The organism is Paenibacillus sp. FSL H8-0283 (assembly GCF_045040675.1).
GTDB classification, from domain to species: domain Bacteria; phylum Bacillota; class Bacilli; order Paenibacillales; family Paenibacillaceae; genus Paenibacillus; species Paenibacillus amylolyticus.
The window spans coordinates 3,432,457-3,452,721 of sequence record NZ_CP150295.1; the positions used below are offsets into that span (position 1 = coordinate 3,432,457).

General features: G+C 43.8%; 15 protein-coding genes and 1 pseudogene. 10 read left to right on the forward strand and 6 right to left on the reverse strand.

The window, feature by feature from the left end:
- Positions 1-8: 8 nt before the first annotated feature.
- Together MHI52_RS15430 and MHI52_RS15435 are read left to right on the forward strand one after the other, a co-directional pair.
- Positions 9-1,433 (forward strand): 6-phospho-beta-glucosidase, encoded by a 1,425-nt coding sequence (locus tag MHI52_RS15430; RefSeq protein ID WP_036671179.1) that lies wholly within the window; start codon positions 9-11, stop codon positions 1,431-1,433.
- Positions 1,434-1,564: 131 nt separating this feature from the next.
- Positions 1,565-2,755 (forward strand): MFS transporter, encoded by a 1,191-nt coding sequence (locus MHI52_RS15435; RefSeq protein ID WP_405159330.1) that lies wholly within the window; start codon positions 1,565-1,567, stop codon positions 2,753-2,755.
- 59 nt (positions 2,756-2,814) lie between these two features.
- On the opposite strand, the pseudogene MHI52_RS15440 reads toward MHI52_RS15435, so the two are convergent.
- A pseudogene (locus tag MHI52_RS15440) lies at positions 2,815-2,985 on the reverse strand (GNAT family N-acetyltransferase); the annotation flags it as partial.
- 26 nt (positions 2,986-3,011) lie between these two features.
- A complete protein-coding gene (locus MHI52_RS15445; RefSeq protein WP_405159393.1) occupies positions 3,012-3,887 on the reverse strand; it encodes a LysR family transcriptional regulator in 876 nt (291 codons plus the stop codon).
- Between the two features lie 109 nt (positions 3,888-3,996).
- Between MHI52_RS15445 and MHI52_RS15450 the strand changes: the two genes are divergently transcribed.
- From MHI52_RS15450 to MHI52_RS15475, 6 genes are all read left to right on the forward strand, one after another.
- The gene (locus MHI52_RS15450) at positions 3,997-5,391 is read left to right on the forward strand and encodes an MFS transporter (RefSeq protein WP_405159331.1); all 1,395 of its coding nucleotides are present in this window, start codon (positions 3,997-3,999) and stop codon (positions 5,389-5,391) included.
- Positions 5,392-5,790: 399 nt separating this feature from the next.
- Positions 5,791-7,155 carry a cytochrome ubiquinol oxidase subunit I gene (locus tag MHI52_RS15455; RefSeq protein WP_074095104.1) on the forward strand — a complete coding sequence of 455 codons (1,365 nt, stop codon included), beginning with the start codon at positions 5,791-5,793 and terminating at the stop codon, positions 7,153-7,155.
- Positions 7,155-8,168, forward strand: a complete 1,014-nt coding sequence (locus tag MHI52_RS15460) for a cytochrome d ubiquinol oxidase subunit II (protein ID WP_405159332.1) — start codon at positions 7,155-7,157, stop codon at positions 8,166-8,168. The genes MHI52_RS15455 and MHI52_RS15460 overlap by 1 nt, the downstream gene beginning before the upstream one ends.
- A 14-nt stretch (positions 8,169-8,182) precedes the next feature.
- Positions 8,183-10,006, forward strand: coding sequence for a thiol reductant ABC exporter subunit CydD (gene cydD, locus MHI52_RS15465; protein WP_405159333.1), 1,824 nt, complete (start codon positions 8,183-8,185; stop codon positions 10,004-10,006).
- Positions 10,003-11,730 carry a thiol reductant ABC exporter subunit CydC gene (cydC, locus tag MHI52_RS15470; RefSeq protein WP_405159334.1) on the forward strand — a complete coding sequence of 576 codons (1,728 nt, stop codon included), beginning with the start codon at positions 10,003-10,005 and terminating at the stop codon, positions 11,728-11,730. Before cydD ends, cydC begins: the two co-directional genes overlap by 4 nt.
- A gap of 144 nt (positions 11,731-11,874) precedes the next feature.
- Positions 11,875-12,525 carry a hypothetical protein gene (locus MHI52_RS15475; RefSeq protein ID WP_282321400.1) on the forward strand — a complete coding sequence of 217 codons (651 nt, stop codon included), beginning with the start codon at positions 11,875-11,877 and terminating at the stop codon, positions 12,523-12,525.
- Positions 12,526-12,758: 233 nt separating this feature from the next.
- Here MHI52_RS15475 and MHI52_RS15480 read toward each other — a convergent pair whose 3' ends face one another.
- The gene (locus MHI52_RS15480; protein WP_405159335.1) at positions 12,759-13,034 is read right to left on the reverse strand and encodes a hypothetical protein; all 276 of its coding nucleotides are present in this window, start codon (positions 13,032-13,034) and stop codon (positions 12,759-12,761) included.
- Between the two features lie 187 nt (positions 13,035-13,221).
- On the opposite strand from MHI52_RS15480, the gene MHI52_RS15485 reads away from it, so the two are divergent.
- Positions 13,222-14,838: a helix-turn-helix domain-containing protein gene (locus tag MHI52_RS15485; RefSeq protein WP_405159336.1), complete on the forward strand. Its 1,617-nt coding sequence runs from the start codon at positions 13,222-13,224 to the stop codon at positions 14,836-14,838.
- Between the two features lie 28 nt (positions 14,839-14,866).
- The gene (locus tag MHI52_RS15490) at positions 14,867-16,612 is read left to right on the forward strand and encodes a sensor histidine kinase (RefSeq protein WP_405159337.1); all 1,746 of its coding nucleotides are present in this window, start codon (positions 14,867-14,869) and stop codon (positions 16,610-16,612) included.
- Between the two features lie 106 nt (positions 16,613-16,718).
- Here MHI52_RS15490 and MHI52_RS15495 read toward each other — a convergent pair whose 3' ends face one another.
- From MHI52_RS15495 to MHI52_RS15505, 3 genes are all read right to left on the reverse strand, one after another.
- The gene (locus MHI52_RS15495; RefSeq protein ID WP_047842997.1) at positions 16,719-17,609 is read right to left on the reverse strand and encodes a carbohydrate ABC transporter permease; all 891 of its coding nucleotides are present in this window, start codon (positions 17,607-17,609) and stop codon (positions 16,719-16,721) included.
- An 18-nt stretch (positions 17,610-17,627) separates the two neighbouring features.
- On the reverse strand, positions 17,628-18,518 hold the full coding sequence (locus MHI52_RS15500; protein ID WP_036615758.1) for a sugar ABC transporter permease: 891 nt from the start codon (positions 18,516-18,518) through the stop codon (positions 17,628-17,630).
- A gap of 90 nt (positions 18,519-18,608) precedes the next feature.
- Entirely contained in the window at positions 18,609-20,213 is a 1,605-nt protein-coding gene (locus tag MHI52_RS15505) for a hypothetical protein (protein ID WP_405159338.1), read from the reverse strand.
- Between the last annotated feature and the right edge of the window lie 52 nt (positions 20,214-20,265).

Here is a 20,265-nt window from a genome sequence, read left to right on the forward strand (position 1 = left end):
GTGTTTTAATGACTTTAAGAAAAGACTTTTTGTGGGGTGGGGCAGTTGCTGCTAACCAATGTGAAGGTGGATATGCAGAAGGCAACAAGGGACTATCCACAGTTGATGTAATCCCGGCAGGGAAAGATCGTGTTCCTGTCATGCGAGGACAGTTAAAAATGTTGGAGTGTGATCAAGAACATTTTTATCCGAGTCATGAGGCTATTGATTTTTATCATCGGTATAAAGAAGACATTGCTTTATTTGCAGAGATGGGCTTTACGTGTTTCCGTTTATCTTTGGCATGGACTCGGATCTACCCTAATGGAGATGACGAGTTACCCAACGAAGAGGGCTTGAAATTCTATGAAAATGTATTTGATGAATGCTTGAAGTATGGCATTGAGCCGTTAGTCACTATTACCCATTTTGATGTCCCTATTCATTTAGTGAAGACCATTGGATCGTGGAGAAGTCGAAAAATGGTGGATTATTATGAGAGACTGTGTGAAACGATCTTCACCCGTTATAAAGATAAAGTGAAGTATTGGCTTACCTTTAATGAAATTAACATGCTGTTGCATCTACCTTTTGGCAGCTCAGGCCTAGTGTTTGAAGAAGGTGAGAATGAGGATGCTGTGAAGTATCAGGCGGCTCATCATCAATTGATCGCAAGTGCAAAAGCAACTGAAATTGCGCGTAGAATTAACCCGGAAATTAAGATTGGCTGTATGTTAGCAGGTGCCAACACTTACCCGTATACATGTGCACCAGATGATGTCTGGAAAGCCATGACAAGAGATCGCGAGCACTACTTCTTCGTCGATGTACAATCCCGAGGAGAATACCCAAACTATGCCAAGAAAATGTTAGAACGAATGAATATTCATTTAGCCATGGAAGACGGGGACGAGGAATGTTTGAAAAATAATACGGTTGATTTCGTTTCGTTCAGTTATTATGGTTCACGATTAACCAGTGCAGATCCGGAAGTAAACACACAAACGGCAGCTAACCTGTTTCCAACACTGCGCAATCCTCATTTGAAAACGAGTGAATGGGGATGGCAAATCGATCCTGAAGGTCTAAGAATTACAATGAACTCCTTGTATGACCGATATCAAAAGCCACTATTCATCGTTGAAAATGGCTTAGGAGCGATAGATACTCCTGATGAGACGGGATATATTGCGGATGATTATAGAATCGAGTATCTGCGTCAACACATCCAAGCTTTCATAACAGCAGTGGAAGAAGATGGCGTAGAGTTGTTGGGTTACACGTCCTGGGGTTGCATTGATCTAGTAAGCTCAAGTTCTGGAGAGATGAGTAAACGATACGGTTTCATACATGTCGACAAAGATGACGCTGGAAATGGTACGTTGAAACGCAGCAAGAAAAAATCCTTTGAATGGTTCAAAAAAGTTATTCAAAGTAACGGCAAAGAACTCTAATCGACTGAGCAGTAACGTATGAAGTCATCGACTTATGCGTTACTGCTTTATCCATTTATCGCAGCATCAAGGCTAACTATCGGCCATATGGAGCAAATACAAACATTAGGAGTTGGTTTTTTATAATATCCATGGAGAAGCTTAAAACATATTCGTTATTGTCCGTTGCGTTATTAATTTCTTCAGGTCCAGTGATTGCCGCTAACATTCCTGCGATAGCCAATGATTTTCCAGAGATATCGGTAACACATGTAGGATTATTAACGACCATACCTTCATTATTTGTCATTCTTGGTGTGTTAATTGCTAATCGACTTGAACTTCTTATTGGGAAGAAAGCAACTATACTAACTGGATTAGGACTTGTTCTCATTGCGGGAGTATTCCCTGCATTGTATCATGACCTTTTTTCGTTGCTGTTCATTTCTCGCTGTTTGTTTGGGTTAGGTGTAGGTTTATTTAACCGGCTCATCATTCAGATGATCAGTGATATGTATCATAAAAATCCAGGTAAACAAGCAACCGTAATTGGCTTAGAAAGTGCCTTTGAGGGATTAGGAGGCATTTGTCTAACACTACTCGTTGGTCAACTATTGAAAATGGGCTGGCACACATCATTTTATGTCTACGCCCTGGCACTTCCTATTTTCATTGCATTCCTGATTTTCGTTCCTTCTGATAAAAAAGAGCTTAATAGAAGAGAAGAGGTCACCACGAATCCAAGCCACACTAATAATAAAAAAGCCCTTCAAGTCATGATTGGCTATGGTCTCTTATTATTTGTAATAGTAGCTATTTTCATCAATTATAATTTACAGATTACTCCTTTGATTTTGGAAAAAAATATCGGAACTGCGACAAACGGAAGCAACATGATTGCATTTATAGGTTTGGGAGCTTTTGTTGCCGGTTTTTCTTTTGGAAAAGTATACAAATCACTCGGTAACTATATCGTTCCATTATCAATTCTGTTACTTGGAAGCTCGATGTTCGTTACGACGATCTCGCAAAGTATTATTCTTACTACCGTGTGCTCAATGATCATCGGGTTTTCATTCCGCTGTATAATGCCCTATTTATTGCATACTTTTGCACAACAAATCGCCAAAATGGCAAAGCTGGGTACGACCATTGTTCTGATCGCGTATAACTTGGGAGCCACACTTTCACCGTATGAAGGAAGGTTAATTACGCAATTATTACGACTAGATACAGTGCAATCATTAGTCTCAAGTAATGCAATAATCCTATTATCGATTTCAGCAGTTAGTTTGGGAGTAGTAACCCTTCATCGCAAAAAGAAGAATATTCAACAAACATAGAAAACAGGGAACTTCATGATATGGAGTTCCCTTGTTTTAGAGTAAGTTGTATGAACCGTTTAATTAGAATTTTTGTAATACACCAAGTGATCGTTCCATTCATTATTTTCGTGTATAAACCCTTTACGTAGACATTCGAATTCCATACCAACACTCTCTGCCAGTTTCATGGAAGGGGTGTTATCCACATTAATATGAGCTTCTATGCGGTGGAATTTCAGATGTTCGAATGGACTCCTCTGGACTGAATTTATGCTCATGGCATAGCACTGAAATAGTCCATAACCACGCTGCGAAACTCTAAAGCGGCTTTGGAAATATACCTGTTTTTATGCGAAAGTAAAGCGATTTTCCGAACGAGTTGGTGCTCCTCTACCTGAAGATATTTAATGCGCTCATGGGGGTTTCTGGCTGTGCTAGGTATAAACGCGAGACCGATCTCCGCCTCCACAAGGGCTGTTAATCTTGCAGGCTCATCACCTTCATATACATACTTCGGTAGGAAACCAGCGGATTGACATACGGAATCTACCATATCACGAACCCCATACCCTTGCTTCACCCCAACAAACCGCTCATCCTTAAGCTCGGTTAATTGAATGCTGCTTCGGTCTGCATATCGATGACCCATAGGAACAGCGACTACAATCGGGTCGTCATATAGTATCTGACATTTGATATCGTCACCTTCAATCGGAGGGGAGGAGAGGCAAAAGTCCACCTCGCCCCGATGTAGGAGTCTGGACATGTTTTCTAACGAAACCATTTGCACATGGAACTGAATATCCGGCTTGTTTTTTCGGAATTCCCGGAGTATACCTGGCAAAGTACTTGCCGTAGTCACCGCCAATTGCAGTGTACCCTGATCCGGGTTGGAGAGGTCAGCAATTTCCCGCTTTCCTTGTTCCAGTTCAAATAAGGCTTTTTCAGTTCGCTGAAGAAATGTTCTTCCAAAGTCGTTTAGTCGCAGCTTTCTCCCGATTCGATCAAATAAAGGGACTCCCAGGTCGTCCTCTAATCGTTGTATCGTTTTGCTCAGGGAGGATTGCGTGACATGCAGCTTTCCCGCAGCTTCCGTAACATGTTCGCATCGGGCCACCGTCAGGAAATATTTTAGTTGAAGAAGCTCCATTTGCACCATCCCTTCATTCCTTCTAGTTCATCAAATCATAACATATAATGCGTTGGAATAAATGAATACGTTCAAGTAAGATAACAGCAGAAGAGAGAGAGGTGCACCAATGAACGTTCGAAATAAAGGATTGATGTTAGCTGTTGGACTCGGAATTATGTTGAATCCGTTGAATTCCTCCATGATTTCGGTGGCAATCTCCAGGTTACAACAAGTGTATCAACTTAATTTTACAGCCGTTTCGTGGATTATTTTATCATTTTACATTGCCAGTGCTGTCGCTCAACCCGTCATGGGCAAGTGTAGTGATTTGTTTGGCCGCAGGAAGATCTTCCTCATGGGTCTTGTTATTGTTTTTGTATCGTCCATGTTAGCTCCGTGGTCTCCCAGTTTTTCGTGGCTCATCGTATTCCGGATTGTTCAATCAATTGGCACAAGCATGATGGTGGCCGTCGGAATGGCGATTGTCAGAATGAACGTGACTGAAAAACAAGCCTCCGCCTTGTCCACCTTGGCTATATTCCTTTCTGGAGCGGCTGCAATTGGACCTTTTATTGGTGGAGTATTGATTCATTGGTGGGACTGGCACAGCATATTCTTCGTTAATATTCCGTTTGTCTTGGTGAGTTTTTGGTTCGCCTGGAAAACAATCCCGAAGGACGAGCAATCTCCGTCTATCTCTGGTCACATGTCCATTCGGCAATGGCTTGCGTTAATTGACGCACCAGGTATCCTGATGTTTACGGTAGCTTTGGTGACTCTGCTCATCGGTTTACTTTCAGTAAATTCCACAGGAGATATTTCAACATGGCATCTGCTGACAGGGGGGATCGGGTTAATCGCACTCGTCATGTTCTTCCGACATGAATTAAAAGCAGCCACGCCTTTTATCCCTCTGCGAACGTTTGCCTCATATCCGGAGATGAATTGGGTGAATGTGCAATACATGTTGGTGAACATCCTGTTTTACGCACTTTTTTTTGGAGTTCCTACGTATTTGAAGCAGGTACGTCATCTCAACGAAGTTCATACAGGAATGAGCATGCTAGCTTTGGGGTTATGTTCGGTCATTATTGCTCCGATCGCAGGGCGCTGGATTGACAGATCAGGATCACGGCCAGCTCTGATCGTATCCGCTTCTTTAATGACATTTGGCTCTATATTAATCGTTGTTATGAATGAAACTTCTCCAATCTTCATAATCATTGTTGCCTTAGCTTTATTTGGCATAAGTAACGGCCTAAACGCGGTCGGTATGCAAGCAGCACTGTTTAAAAGCACACCCAAAGAAATGATTGGAGTCGCATCGGGTATTTTTAATACATCACGCTACCTGGGGACCATTTTATCGTCGTTATTGATTGGAATTGTTATGGGGGATACATTCAATGTGACAGGATTTCAGATGCTTGGAATCATCCTTACGGTATTAGCTGCATCACTGATCATCATGAGCGTACGTAACGAGGCAGGTGTGGCGAGTCCGGAGCAAGTAAGCAAGTAAAATAGAGAATCTGCCGTGCAATAACACGTTTACACCCAATGAATCAATAGCTCCATTGGGTGTATTTTTTGATTTTCACCAAGTTGTCAGAAAGAGTTGATCCTTTCTTGAACGTTTAGGGTAGAAGACGTGTCTTTGATTGAATTAGGTAAAAATAAAGATATAATAATTTTGATTAATAGGTTTCGTTAGTACTTTAAGTGCATCAATATCAGATTTTAATAGGCATCCAATGATTGTTATTATCGGGGGCCTACAGGAGTAAACGCATTATAGGTGTGGCAAGATATCGTCATACCTAACTTTGTGAAATTTTTCGCAATTCTGCATTGAGCTTGGCCAAATCTGATATTGAATGTTTCTAAATTAAACAGAGTTTGAAAGGAGGCAACACAAAGAATGGCTATTGATACGGTTTTATGGAGCAGGCTAGTGACTGGTTTGACGCTCGGGTTCCACGTGATTTTTGCAACGCTTGGTGTCGGCGTACCTTTGATGATTGCTATTGCAGAGTTCATCGGCATTCGGAAGAAGGATCACCATTACATACTTATGGCAAAGAGGTGGTCCAGAGGGTTTGTCATTTCTGTCGCGGTTGGTGTCGTGACAGGCACAGCGATCTCACTACAGTTGGCCTTGGTATGGCCGAATTTTATGAAACTTGCCGGGAATGTCATTGCACTGCCACTATTTATGGAAGTATTTGCATTCTTTTTTGAAGCAATATTCCTGGGCATTTATCTGTACACGTGGGATCGGTTCAAAAATCCGTATATCCACTGGTTGCTGACTATTCCGATTGTCGCCGGGGCAGGCATGTCTGCTGTTTTTATTACAACAGTGAACGGCTTCATGAACCAGCCTGAAGGTTTTGTCATGGAAGCAGGTCAATTCATGGCAGTGAACCCCGTGCAAGCGATGCTGAATACAGCGACGTTCTCCAAAGTGTTCCATGTATTAAGCTCGGCTTATCTGACAGGAGCTGCTCTGTTAGCAGGAATAGCAGCCTTTGCGATGCTGAGAAAAGGAGTGTCAGCCTACCACAAAAAAGGCTTGAATCTCATGATGGCCGTTGTGCTGGTATTCAGTTTGTTAAATTCTTTAGCTGGAGATGTGTCTGCCAAGTTTTTGGCTGAGCATCAGCCGGAGAAGCTCGCAGCTGCCGAGTGGCATTTCGAGACGGAAAGCGGCGCGGATTTGATTTTTTTGGGATGGCTGAATGCAGAACATGAAATTATAGGCGCTCTTCATTTGCCGAAACTGCTCAGTTTCCTTGCCTTTGGAGACTTTAACGCCGAGGTAACCGGGCTGAACGAATTTCCACCAGATGAACACCCGCCCTTACTTGTGCATTATTTGTTTGATCTAATGGCTGGTATTGGATTCGCTCTGCTTGCTATATCAAGTCTGTACTTCCTGTTTGTATTCTGGAAGAAACGTAATCAGTTTAACAAGTGGATGCTACGTATGGTTGCACTGAGTGCACCGCTTGCTTTTCTGGCCGTTGAGATGGGTTGGTTCTATGCAGAGATCGGGCGGCAACCATGGATCATCCGAGGTTATATGCGGGTAGAAGAGGCCGCTACTTCTTCACCGAGTGTGAGAATTTTATTTTTCGTCTTCTTGCTTCTCTACATCCTGCTAGGCGTTATGTGTGTCGTCGTACTGAGACGGTTGTTCAATAACAATCCTGCTGAACTCGAGATGGAGAAATGGTTGAAGGAGCAGCATGATCAATCAGCCAAGAAAGGGGATCAGGCCTGATGAGTTATGAATTAATTGGTATTACGGTACTCTGGCTGTTCTTGTACGGCTATCTTATTGTAGCTTCCATTGATTTTGGAGCAGGTTTCTTTGCCTTTTATGCACGCCTGACAAAGCAGGATCATCTAATTAATCGTCTGATCTCCCGTTATCTATCACCGGTCTGGGAGATCACCAATGTATTCTTTGTCTTTTTCTATATTGGCATCGTTGGATTTTTCCCGGACACGGCCTATTATTATGGCTCCGCGCTGCTTGTTCCAGGAAGTATTGCCGTCATTTTACTTGCCATTCGTGGGTCGTTCTATGCTTTCGAAAATTATGGTTCCAAAAAAAGTATCGTGTATTTGTTCTTATATGGAGCTACAGGGTTGCTTATTCCAGCGTCATTGTCAGTGGCACTGACCCTTTCTGAAGGTGGCTTTATTTTGAAGCAGGGAGATACCGTTTCCCTGGATTACTGGGCGCTATTTACGAATCCATTATCGTGGAGCATCGTTGGACTGGCGATCGTGTCCGTATTGTTCATTAGTGGGTCATTTCTCACATTTTACGCTTCTCGCGCAGAGGACCATTCGGCATTGAAGCTGATGCGGAACTATGCTTTGTTCTGGAGCACACCGACCATTATTCTCGCGCTGACTGCATTTATATATTTGGGTCAACACAATGAGCGTCATTTTCAAAATATGATGGATTTATGGTGGCTGCTGGCGCTTTCCGTTGCGTTTTTCATGATTGCCATGTGGCTGTTATATAACGGACGCCGTTATGGTTTAGCTTTTATATGCATCATGCTGCAATTTCTCACAGCCTTTTTTGCTTACGGGATTGGGCAATATCCTTACATTCTCGATCCATTCATCACCATTCAGAGTAGCGCGACACCACCAGCGATGGGTTTTGCACTCGTCGTTGTGTTTATCGGTGGTCTGTGCCTGTTAATTCCTTCTCTTATTCTGGTCTTCAAACTGTTCCTGTTTGATGCGGATTATGTGAAAGGGAAAAAATAAAGGAGGAGCGTTCAATGAAAAGGAGAGGCAAATCCAATCTGATCTCGCAGCAAATGTCTTTACAACGAAAAAACAGACTTCTCCTTGCGATCATTTCGCTGGCCCTTGGTGTAGCTATTATAAGCCAGGCCACCTTGGTGGCTGAAGCAGTCCAGCGAATCTTTGTAGAGAAAGCTTCCTTTTCATCAGTGATCCTGTTGCTTGTCCTATTATTGGCTGTTATGGCCGTACGCTCACTGTTGTCGTATGGTAATGGGAAAGTGGGCTTGCATATGGCAGCACGCGCCAAGACAAATATGCGAGCATCTGTGTTGCAGAACCTGACCCGCGCTTCCATGCCTTCAACCCTGAGTGGACAGACGGGAGGAAAGGTCAGTGTTGCTTTGGATGCTGTGGATGAGGCCGACAGTTATTTCAGTCAGTACATGCCGCGTATGATGGAAGCTGCGATGATCCCGATTCTGATTCTGGTTGTTACGTTTACGCAGCACTCTAACACAGGCTGGATTATGCTGTTTACGGCACCGTTTATCCCGCTGTTCATGATCTTGGTTGGGCTCAAGACAAAGAACAAATCAGAAGAAAAATACGCGCAACTGGCTGAGTTTTCCGGTACGTTTCTGGATTCGCTTCAAGGGCTGGTTACGTTAAAAATATTCGGACGGGCTAAACGTCAACAGCAGGAGATTGAACGTAGCAGTCTGGGGTATCGTGATGCCACCATGGGAATTTTGAAGATTGCATTTACAAATACGTTTATGCTGGAATCGATCGTGATGTTAAGCATTGGTATTGTCGCGCTTGAACTGGCTATTCAATTACTGGTTTTCAAATCGATGAACTTCCACACAGCCTTTCTCGTGTTGTTACTCGTCCCTGAGTTTTACAGTCTGTTGAAGAATACAGGAACGGCTTTTCACAGCGGGCGAACCAGTATGGGGGCCATTCGCAAGGTGGAACAGATGCTCGCGGACACTAGTGTCAAGAGCACACAAACGAAGCCTGAAGAAGGACCGGATCAAAGCGAATTAACCGATGTCGATGCAATTGCAAAGACGGAAGAGCTTCGTACAGCTCGTGCCGAGTTGATTCCAATGCCACCAACCATTGAACTGAACGATGTCCGATTCCAGTACACACCTGATTCCTTTGGACTTGAGACAGGACAGATCTCGATTGGACCGGGAGAACAGATTGCTATTGTAGGCAAAAGTGGCTCAGGTAAAACCACGCTGCTTCATCTCATTGCCGGTTTACTGAAACCAGATTCGGGAGCGGTTCTGGTTAACGGAAGCCAGCTTTCGCAACATGATGAGGCTGCATGGTTTGAACGTGTTAGCTATATTACACAGCATCCGTATATTTTTGCAGGTACATTTGCCGAAAATATCGCGATTGGCGCGGGTCGGAACGTCTCCAGAGCTGAAATTGAGCAGGCGGCAGAGGAAGCAGGGCTTGCTAGCGTTGTTGCACAATTGGAGCAGGGCTTGGATACGTTTGTTGGTGAAGGTGGCCGGGGGCTGTCTGGTGGGGAAAAGCAAAGACTTGCTTTGGCACGTGCTTTTCTGAAGCGACCAGCTGTTATTTTGTTCGACGAACCCACCGTTGGTCTGGATCTACACACCGAGCGGGTATTGCAACAATCCATTGCGGCATTAGCCAAAACGGCAACGATGATTACGGTGGCACACCGTTTATATACAATTCAACATGCGGACAACATTTTGTTTATGGATAGTGGGGTATTAGTGGATTCAGGACATCATGAAGCACTTCTGGCGCGCCTGCCTCAATATGCGGAGATGGTTGATGTACAACGGAAAGGAGGGTTAGCATGAATGAGCTGACGATTCTGTCAAAAGCGATGATTCAGGAGCGCAAGGATATCTTGCTTTCGATATTGGGCGGATTTATCGCCGGCATAGCAGGGGTAGCTCTCTTTTCCGCGAGTGGCTATATGATATCTCAAACAGTATTTGCGCCACCGCTGTACACCTTAATTGTACTCACCTCCATGGTCAAACTACTTGGTTTCCTTCGAGCGGCAAGTCGCTACGGGGAACGCTTATATTCGCACAGGGCGACATTCTCCATGCTGAGCCGTTTGCGGACGTCCTTTTTTGCCAAACTGATCCCGGTAACGCCAGGTATATTGAACAAAAACCGAAGCGGGGATCTGCTTGCGCGGATCGTGGGTGATGTGGAAAGTTTGCAAAATTACTTTTTGCGGGTCGCGTATCCACCCATCATGGTCGTTATGGTGTTTTTGGCTACCATGCTGTTCACTTCGGCCTTTTCGATCTGGATTGCGTGTTTGTTAGTAATAGGTATGCTGATTACGGCATTTGTTGTACCAGGTATTGTCTTGTTAGGTCAGCGAAAAATAAACGGACGTGTCCGCCAGCAACGGGCCTTGCTGTCCACGGAAGTAACCGAAGTGTTGTATGGTTTCAGGGATTTGAAAGTATACGGCCAATTGGAACAGCGTAAGCAACAGCTTCAGCAGGCTTCTGCTGCATTGGCAACGGAACAGAGGCAAGCCGCTTCGCACTTGCTGCGCGGGCAATCCATGCACGTTTTTGTGACGTATCTTGTTACATGGGGAGTGCTGGCACTGAGCGCCTTTTTAATTGTGAATGGAGCGTTTGCAGGTGTATTCCTCGCCATGTTGATCCTGGCCACGCAGACCGTGTTCGAAGAAGCTGCCGCAATGGCTATATTGCCTCTATATAAGCAGGACAGCGAACACGCCGCTCAGCGACTGGCGGAAACAGTGCCAACCTCCGATGTACAACCTGTACAGCCAAGCGGTGAAGTTTCAGCCGATCAGGCGGTTTCGATTGACCTATCCGGTGTTAACTTCCAATATGAAGGGGAATGGAGACCGGCGCTGAGGGAGCTATCTCTGCAACTTGCAGCAGGCTCCAAAACAGCGATTGTCGGGCCGAGCGGGTCAGGCAAGTCAACGATTATTGATTTGTTACTCAAGCTGCGCGCACCAACGTCTGGCGATATACGATTAAACGATGTTTCGGTGAAGGAACTGAATGAAGAGAGCATTTGGCAAGGGACGAATGTCGTGTTGCAGCAAAGCCACTTCTTCCGGGGAACCATCCGGGATAACCTGTTGCTGAATGGAGAAGATCATTCGGATGAACAACTGTCGGCTGTGCTGGATAAAGTCCAACTGCCGAATAAGTTGTTGACCGACATGGTCTATGAAAAAGGGGAGAACCTGTCGGATGGTGAGAAGCAGCGGCTGGCTCTCGCACGGGCCATGCTGCGCAAAGGACGGTTATGGCTTCTGGACGAACCAACTTCTTCGTTGGATTACGTCACAGAGAAACATGTGCTCCAGCATCTTCTTGCACAAGCATCCGAAGATACATTTCTTCTGATCTGCCATCGGCTGACGGGATTGGAAGAGATGGATCGGATTGTGGTCATGGACCAAGGCAAGATCGTGGAATCAGGTTCTTTCTGTGAGCTGATGGAGCAAAAAGGCTATTTTTATGAAATGAAACAAATTGAACGACAAATGATTGGAGACGCCGGGGCGTGAGAATCTAGTCTATTGAGTTGATAATACTGTCGGTTGTCGTTAATGAAGAAAATTTCAATAAATCAATTTTTATAAATCTAACTAAACCCCAAAGGATGCAGTGCATATACTCCTTGGGGTTTGTTTTGATATAATAGTTTTTTTATGTCTATGAAGGAGATGGAGATGGAGATGGGAAAGTATAAGTGGGATATTGTTTTTTATTTGGCCGTATTTTTATTTGTTGTGTACATGAAGATGAATGACCAATCTCTGTTTTGGATACTTGGGGTCGTTCTCACCGCTACTCTGATCATGTTTACCATTCGTATTTTTTATCCTCTGGGTTGGGAAACACGCATGGAGCGCGTCGAGGCTTTTCTACGCAGACAGGAGAATACTCCAAAGCTTTATATCTATTACGCTCTTGCAAACAGACTTGATGATGAATTGGAACACACAATAGAGCGCATCAGAAATGAGGACACAAATAAAAGGACCCAAGCAGTCTATAATGCAGCCTATGGCATCTATCGCAACGACTTGGTAGCTGTTCGTACTGCGGTGCAGAATATGCGTAGATCGGATTATCGTACATATTATGAAACGTATTTGCTTATGGAAGAAGGAAGAAGTGAGCAGGCGAGGGAACACTTGAAATCCATTAACAAGGTCTGGATGAGATCTTCGCTTCTTGCAGCGATCGAACTAAAAGCGGGACAACGCGAAACTGCGATTCAGCTATTACAGGAAGCAATGCATGCTGTCAGAGGTGTCCATCGTTATATGATATTTAAGGAATCAGAGAGATACTAGGGCGTGTCTCAAACGGTGAACAACAATCTTTCTTGGCATATAGTACAATTGACACGGACAAAAGCTTGTTCCACATAGGAGCAAGCTTTTATCTTTGGTATTAAAGGAAGGACAGGAAGGACAAGAGTATACAGAGGCGCTAAAACTGTTCGGCATAGTGGAGAACACCCGAATTAAATTCTCTCCAACCAATTAGCCTATATGATGAGAATCTTAGCGTCTTTTAGTAACCTTTACATAACCGCAGATGATTCAGCCGTTTTATTTTTCTTCGCAAGCGGCTTTTTCCTGAGTGTCCTATCATACAGATACGGTTTTCCGTGATAATCCCGTGCATGCTTTTGTTTCTGCTTTTTATGTATATCAACCTTGATCTCCAGATTGGCAACGTTGTTCTGGAATTCAGTAGCAATTCGTTTGCACCATTTCAATCCACTTTCTTCAGATGCACTGAAATGAACACGTAATAGATATCCGTTCACCGTTAATTCAAACTTGTATAAATTCATGATATGTATCCTTTCCAGGCGGGCATGTTATGTTACACCAAATACGATAATCTGATTATAACAGGAACATATGTTCTGTAAAAGTGTTATTTATGATACCCGCAATTCAATAAGGTTCGCTAGACATCTTTGCAACGGTTCGTTTAATGGTAAAATATCTAAAAATGGTTCATGTTGGGGGATACGCATGTATAAACTGATGATCGTAGATGATGAATTGCTCATGCGGGTTGGAATTCGTTCCATGCTGAATTGGGAAGAGTATAATTTCTATGTTGTTGGAGAGGCGGGAAATGGAAAAGAGGCATTAAGCCTTGCGCTTGAAGTTATGCCTGATCTAATCATTACAGATATTAAGATGCCGATTATGGATGGGTTGCAACTTATACAAGAGGCCTCCTGCGTACTGAAAACCTGTAAGTATGTCATCCTGAGTAATTTTGACGAATTTCATTATGTGAAAGAGGCGCTAAAACTTGGCGCTTCAGATTACTTGATTAAAAGTGAGATCACCGAATCCTCCCTTATTGACCTCCTGAGCACTGTTGGACAGAAACTGCAAAGTGAACATGTTCACCCAACCAACACACCCTCTATAGCACAGGACTATTCCAAGAGCCTAAGATATCTAAAGGATAGTTTCTTTCAAGATATTGTAAGCGGATTCATTAGTGAAGAGGATATCGTCACCAAAGCGGAAGAACTTCATTTTCGTATACGTTCGGACCAGTTGGTTGTCATGAAATTCATCGTGAACTATTACGAGGATGCAAAGCGGAAATATGTCGAGAAGGGGGAAAAGCTGCTCCGATTTTCGATTCTTAATATTATGGAAGAGATCATTCCATCGAAGTGGGAGAAAGAGATTTTTGTTGAAAGTTCCTCAGAATATTGGGTGATCGTCAACGTACTTCCTGAGAGCCAATCTGTACACGCCGACTTGAATAAACTATGTAATAAATTGCTGTCTTCGATCAAGGATTTTATGAATCTATCGCTCACGGCTGGGGTAAGTAGAATGACTTCCGGTTTCCTTCACATCAGGAAGGCCTGCCAAGAGGCAGAAACGGCTCTACAACAGAGTTTCTTCACAGGAAGCAACCAGGTGTTGTATTACGATGATATGGTTCAATCCCCAGATCGACATGAAGTTAAGGGGGCTTTAAGCCCGCAACAAGAACGAGATTTGTTGAAGTTATGGGTAAGCAAAGACAACAAAAAGGCGGAAGAGTTCCTTGAAGGAATCCGATCCAATTTGGAACAGCTACGAGCAGATGAGAATAGCATTCGCAAGCAATATATTATGGTAATGGAAACGATACATTCCCATCTATCCCGAGCTACGGAAAGAGGTGCCCCTTCTTTAACAGAAAAATCACCCTATGAAATCGTTCTAAAGGGGGAGTATTGGGAGGATATCCACCAAGATATGCTTGCTCATATTGCGTATTACTTCCAAACTGATTCCCAAATCAAACAGGAAAGCACTTACACCGATCTCGCCACCGAATTGATCGACAAGTATTATGCGGAAGATATCTCACTGCAAAGTATCGCTAGCCAAATTAGTGTGAATCCGTCGTATCTCAGCCGTGTGTTCAAACAGGAACGAGGAGAGAACTTTATCACGTACTTGACCCGAGTTCGAATTGAACATGCCAAGGCGTATCTATTGAGCAGAGGAATGAGAGTGTATGAAATCGCAGAAAAGGTGGGTTACCATAATTACACGTACTTCAGTAAGATTTTCAAAAAATCGGTAGGTGTCACTCCTGAGGAATATCGAGAATTACAGCAGGGATGAATGTAATCGGTGAATAGAGGTGCAGCATATGAAGCATGTTCGGCCCTTCCGAATAAAGTACAAAATTATGGTGATCTGTATGACGGTCATTATCCTTCCGGTATTGGTGATGACAATCAACTCGTATTACTCCTCCGAGCGGTTATTGGCACAGAACTATACAACGTTGCTAAACGATCTGGCCAAACAGACGAATATTCGCATTGACGAGTTCCTCAAGGAGATTGAGAAAATTTCGTTGCTCGCCAGCAATGGCCTTAGTGACAATCTGTCTGCGACTCATGAAGGGAGTTTTCCGATCCAGGATTTCCTGCGAGAGGGTGATGAACAACATGAGATTGCCGCATACAATATTCTGATGAATTATATCATGATGAAAGATCGCGTATTCTCCATCTACCTCTACAATATGAACGGGGGGCAAGACCTTTTTGTAAGTCCACATCAACCCATTGATCCAAACTTCAAAGTAGCAAACGAATTGTGGTTTAAAAAGTTCATGCATGATAAGGATCGAACCATTACCCTCACAACACGAATCGACGAGCAATTGGAGAATAAAATACTGGCAGTGTCACACGCTCGCAAAATTCATGATGTGACTAGTGGAAAACTGCTTGGCGTGATTGTTGTCAGCATTGATATCAAATTCATCGAAATCGTCAATCGAAACTTGCAGGAAGGGCTGCGCTCCAGATTCATGATCGTTGATGAGGATGACAAGATCGTATATAACGTGAACGAACGATTGATCGGGACACTGTTCCGGGACAACGTTCGTCCGCCTGAATCACTAAATGTCGTGGTGACCAGTCCCCTTAGTCAGCAAAAATGGACAACTTACTTATATATGCCTTTGGATGAGCTGACTGCTGATGGCAAAATATTGGGCCGTAATCTGGTGACGCTTGCCATTGTCATTGTTCTTTTTGCTGCCGTCATATCCATCTTTTTATCTCACGTGATCACAACTCCCATTAAAAAACTGCTACGGAATATTGCTCTAGTCGAGAAAGGTCAGTTTGAACAAGTTGAACCTATTGGATCAAGAGATGAGATTGGACATTTATCCATTCGATTTAACAGAATGTCGCACGAATTGAAGCGAATGGTCGAACGGATGCAGCAGGAAGAAATAGAGAAAGCGAAGGCCGAGATGCGTGCGCTCCATGACCAGATCAAGCCTCATTTTCTGTATAACACCCTTGGGTCGGTGAAATGGATTGCCTCGATGCAGCAGGCTGATAAAATCGTGGAAATGACCGATGCCTTAATCTCGATGCTCCGCTATGCAACAAAATCCGATGGAACCCTCGTAACCATTCGTGAGGAACTTGATAATATAACGAATTACGTAACGATCCAGAATGTCAGGTACTACGATTGTATTCAAATGAGATATGAGGTTGAGGATAGACTGCTGAATTATCGCATGCCCAAAATGATCCTGCAGCCGATTGTGGAGAATGCGATTTTTCATGGTCTGGCCGAACTTGAAGAAGACGGAATCATCACCATTCGAATTCAATCACAACTGGATGAAGTTGTGATCGAGGTCTGCGATAATGGTGTGGGTATGGATCATCAAACGATGCAGAATCTATTGGAAGAGAAGCCCGGTGCAAGTACGGGAACGAATGGGATTGGATTGCATAATGTGCAGCGGCGGATTCAACTTCATTTTGGTAAACCTTATGGAATTCAGGTGGAGAGTAAAATAGGTGAAGGTACCATTTTCTCCATTCTGCTGCCTGCGATCCTAGAACCCAAATAGTCATACAAGCTTTCATTTATGCATCTCATAATGCGGTACAGCGATCATAAAAAATAAGTTTAGATATAAACAAAGGGCTCGCAGTATGAACTACAAGCCCTTTTGTTCACCCTTTGACGCTACCTAACACCAAACCTTTGGTGAAATATTTCTGCAAGAATGGGTACACGAGTAAAATCGGAATGGCACCCAGGAACATCTGAGCGGCGCGCCCCGTTCTGGCGTTCATCATGGACAACAGCTGCGTATAATCTGACCCAGATTTCAGCATGATTTGCTCAAAACTTTGCAGGAGGGTCTGGAGGTAACTTTGTAATGGATAATTGGCTGGATTGTTCATATAGATAATGCCATCGAACCACGAATTCCAGTGGGCAACGATACTGAACAAACCAACCGTAGCGAGAGCGGGCTTGAGAAGTGGGAGTAGAATACGAAGCAATACCTGTACAGGCCCAGCACCATCGATAATGGCTGATTCTTCAATCTCCTCGGGCAGCCCCCGAATGAAATTCATGAGGATAATCATACTGAATACGGGGAGGGCCCCAGGCAGGATCAGAGACCAGATGGAATCGATTAGTCCCATTTTGACAACCACGAGATAGGTTGGAATTAGACCTCCACTGAATAACATGGTTATTATGAAAAATCCCATATAGATATTACGCCCCATCAATTTTTGTTTGGATTTGGAGAGGGGATAAGCCGTGAGTACGATCAGAACCAGATTCACCACCGTTCCGATAACGGTTCGTTGAATGGCTACCCAGAGAGAGGAGAAAAATGATCCTCCAGTTAATGCAAATTCATAGGCTTTTGTCGTAAATTCCACAGGCCAGAACGTAACACTCCCCGCAGATACAGCTGCGCTGCTGCTGAATGAAACAGCCAGCAGGTTGATAAACGGTAGAATACATAGGAGAGAGATTAGAAGCAATATGGTGTAGTTTATGATAAGAAATACACGTCTGCTCATACTTTTATCATAGATCATAATGTAAGTTCCTCCTTCTTAGAAGATACGATAGCCAGCCACTCTGTAAGCCAGGATGTACGATACAGCAACGAGAACACTGGAAATGATCGATTTAAATAACCCAACAGCGGTACCAATCGAATACTGTGCTTGTTGAATTCCTAGACGGTAGACATAGGTATCAATAATATCACCCGTCTGATAGACAACAGGGGAGTAGAGATTATAGATTTGGTCAAAGCCAGCATTGAGTACGTTCCCAAGTGAAAGTACGGTCATTAAAACAATGGTTGGCATGAGTAGAGGCAACGTAATGTAGATGGTTTGTTTCCACCGTTTCGCTCCGTCGATCACCGCGGCTTCGTAAAGTCCCGGATCAATACTGGTCAGGGCTGCCAAATAAACAACCGTGCCAAACCCGAAACCTTTCCATATGTCACTCACAATCATCGTCCAAGGAAAAATAGAGGGTGTGCCAAGAAAGGAGATCGGTGCAATCCCAAATACACTTAGAAATGTATTGATAATGCCGTCGGAGCTAAGGATATCCAGCATGATACCAGCCATAATGACCCAAGAGAGGAAGTTCGGAATGTAGACAAGGGTTTGAAATGTACGTTTGATTCCACTGTGTAGTACCTCGTTAAGCAGTAATGCAAAAATTACGGGCACGATTATACCACCGATAATCTTAAAGACAGACATGTACAATGTATTCCAGATCGTTCTTACGAAGTTCGGCTGATTAAATATGTGGGTAAAATTATCCCATCCTACCCATGGCGAGTTAAAGCCAAGGCCCGGATTGTACTTCTGAAACGCAATAATAAGTCCGTAGAAAGGGATGTAACAAAAGATGAAGACCAAGACCAGGCTTGGAATCAACATGAGATGGTAAGGACTCTGCTGCTTCCATTTTCTCAACATACATATTCCTCCGTTCCTTGTACGCCAAATGTAATCGCTATCAAATAAAGGGGAGGGATGACCCTCATCCCCTCTTTGTGACAAACGAGATTATTTCTTCCCGTAGGCTTCATTAACTGCCTGAGTTGCGTCATCGCCCCCGGCTGCACGCCAATTCTGGACAATAACATCGAAATAATCGATACTTTCGCTACCCATAATGATCTTGGTGAAGCCTTCGGTCAGGATATCATCCAAGGTTGTTCCGTAGCTTGAAAGTATTTCTGGCGTAACACCCCATAAGGCCGTCTTTGTATAGTTCTCGCTGTCCAGTACTTTCTTGGCAAGACCATACGCATTCTTTGGAGCCCCTTGTTGCAAATAATCACCAACTGCTCCTGGGGTTGCATTCTCGATGAATTCCACACTGTTGTTATATTTTTGCCACATACCCGAAGTTGTGAGTCCACTGGTATCCTTGGATTGAAGGGCAGCGGAGACCGCCTCAAATTGCTCGTAATCGGAATTCGGATTAAGTACACGGAACGCTCCAACAACATGGGCAATATCGTTGTCCAGCAAGGCGGATAACGTTTCTGTGGATTCCTTGCCATTGCCTTCGTCCACAATATAAGCGTAGTCGTTCAAAATTTTGATCACTTCTTCAGGGCTCTTAAATCCCTTTTTCATAACGATATAATTGTTGTTTGCGAAGAAAATGGATTGTTTGGCTTCTTTTCCATCAACGGTAGGGATGATATAAGGGTAGAAGATGGCGTCCTTACCCAGATTGGATACTGTGTCGACACCCGGATTATAACCCCACCATTGGTAATAAGGTTGCATTCCCACTTTGCCGGCTACAATATCCGCGTTCATCGCATTAAAGTCTTTGATTGCAAATTCCGGATCAATAATGCCTCGCTTGTACCATTCTGACCACTCAGCCAGCGCATTTTTCATCTCAGGCTGCACGGAGCCGTACACGAGTTTTCCAGTGCTATCCTCCATCCACATATCCGGATGCGCATTCCATGCAATGGCCAGCAGGTTGAGGTAATCCAACGATTGGTCTACCGCTATACCATAACCGCCGTGTTTCTCCATGAATTTTAGTGCGATATTTTTGATGTCTTCCACAGATTTCGGATCTTGGACTCCCAATTCTTCTTTCCAGTCGTTCCGAATCCAGATGAAGTCTGGTTGTTCAATTAATCCCCAGTGCATCTGTGGTATCCCGTATAGCTTACCGTCCTTCTTTCCAGATTCGTAACTGTCTGCATCTGCTTCCATGTAACCTTTGAGACGATCTGAAGCGTGTTGATCAAAGACCTCGGAAAGGTCCATGACCATATCTGCTTCGACTAACTGTCTCAGTTGTGATGGATTAACTCTGAATACGTCAGGAAGATCGTTCGATGCGATAGCCAAATTGAGTTTTGTATCGTACTCATCGCTGACCCAGTCTGTTTTGACGTTGATATTAAACTTCTCTTTGTATCGCTTAATCCATACATTGTTGGTGATATCGTCGCCCTTTGGATATTTTGCTGAAGTGTATTCTGATGTTACGGTGTGAATGGTTGTCGTTCCAGCCTCGTTGGAATCCGTGTCCGTCGTTGAACCTTTATCGGCATCGCTTCCATTGCTACAGGCTGCGAGTAATAAGGTTGACATGCACACAGACAAGACTAAGGCTTTCGTTTTCTTGTTCATTTCTTTTCCCCCTTATCAGTCATATTTCAATAACGCTTACTTGAAAATATTC

Bases quoted from the DNA above. Each gene is read 5' to 3' on its own strand.
- MHI52_RS15500 (WP_036615758.1), bottom strand. From the start codon at position 18,518: ATGTTGAGAAAATGGAAGCAGCAGAGTCCTTACCATCTCATGTTGATT.
- cydC (WP_405159334.1), top strand. From the start codon at position 10,003: ATGAATGAGCTGACGATTCTGTCAAAAGCGATGATTCAGGAGCGCAAG.
- MHI52_RS15485 (WP_405159336.1), top strand. From the start codon at position 13,222: ATGTATAAACTGATGATCGTAGATGATGAATTGCTCATGCGGGTTGGA.
- MHI52_RS15430 (WP_036671179.1), top strand. From the start codon at position 9: ATGACTTTAAGAAAAGACTTTTTGTGGGGTGGGGCAGTTGCTGCTAAC.
- MHI52_RS15450 (WP_405159331.1), top strand. From the start codon at position 3,997: ATGAACGTTCGAAATAAAGGATTGATGTTAGCTGTTGGACTCGGAATT.
- MHI52_RS15480 (WP_405159335.1), bottom strand. From the start codon at position 13,034: ATGAATTTATACAAGTTTGAATTAACGGTGAACGGATATCTATTACGT.
- MHI52_RS15490 (WP_405159337.1), top strand. From the start codon at position 14,867: ATGAAGCATGTTCGGCCCTTCCGAATAAAGTACAAAATTATGGTGATC.
- MHI52_RS15455 (WP_074095104.1), top strand. From the start codon at position 5,791: ATGGCTATTGATACGGTTTTATGGAGCAGGCTAGTGACTGGTTTGACG.
- MHI52_RS15460 (WP_405159332.1), top strand. From the start codon at position 7,155: ATGAGTTATGAATTAATTGGTATTACGGTACTCTGGCTGTTCTTGTAC.
- MHI52_RS15495 (WP_047842997.1), bottom strand. From the start codon at position 17,609: ATGATCTATGATAAAAGTATGAGCAGACGTGTATTTCTTATCATAAAC.
- MHI52_RS15435 (WP_405159330.1), top strand. From the start codon at position 1,565: ATGGAGAAGCTTAAAACATATTCGTTATTGTCCGTTGCGTTATTAATT.
- cydD (WP_405159333.1), top strand. From the start codon at position 8,183: ATGAAAAGGAGAGGCAAATCCAATCTGATCTCGCAGCAAATGTCTTTA.
- MHI52_RS15445 (WP_405159393.1), bottom strand. From the start codon at position 3,887: ATGGAGCTTCTTCAACTAAAATATTTCCTGACGGTGGCCCGATGCGAA.
- MHI52_RS15475 (WP_282321400.1), top strand. From the start codon at position 11,875: ATGTCTATGAAGGAGATGGAGATGGAGATGGGAAAGTATAAGTGGGAT.
- MHI52_RS15505 (WP_405159338.1), bottom strand. From the start codon at position 20,213: ATGAACAAGAAAACGAAAGCCTTAGTCTTGTCTGTGTGCATGTCAACC.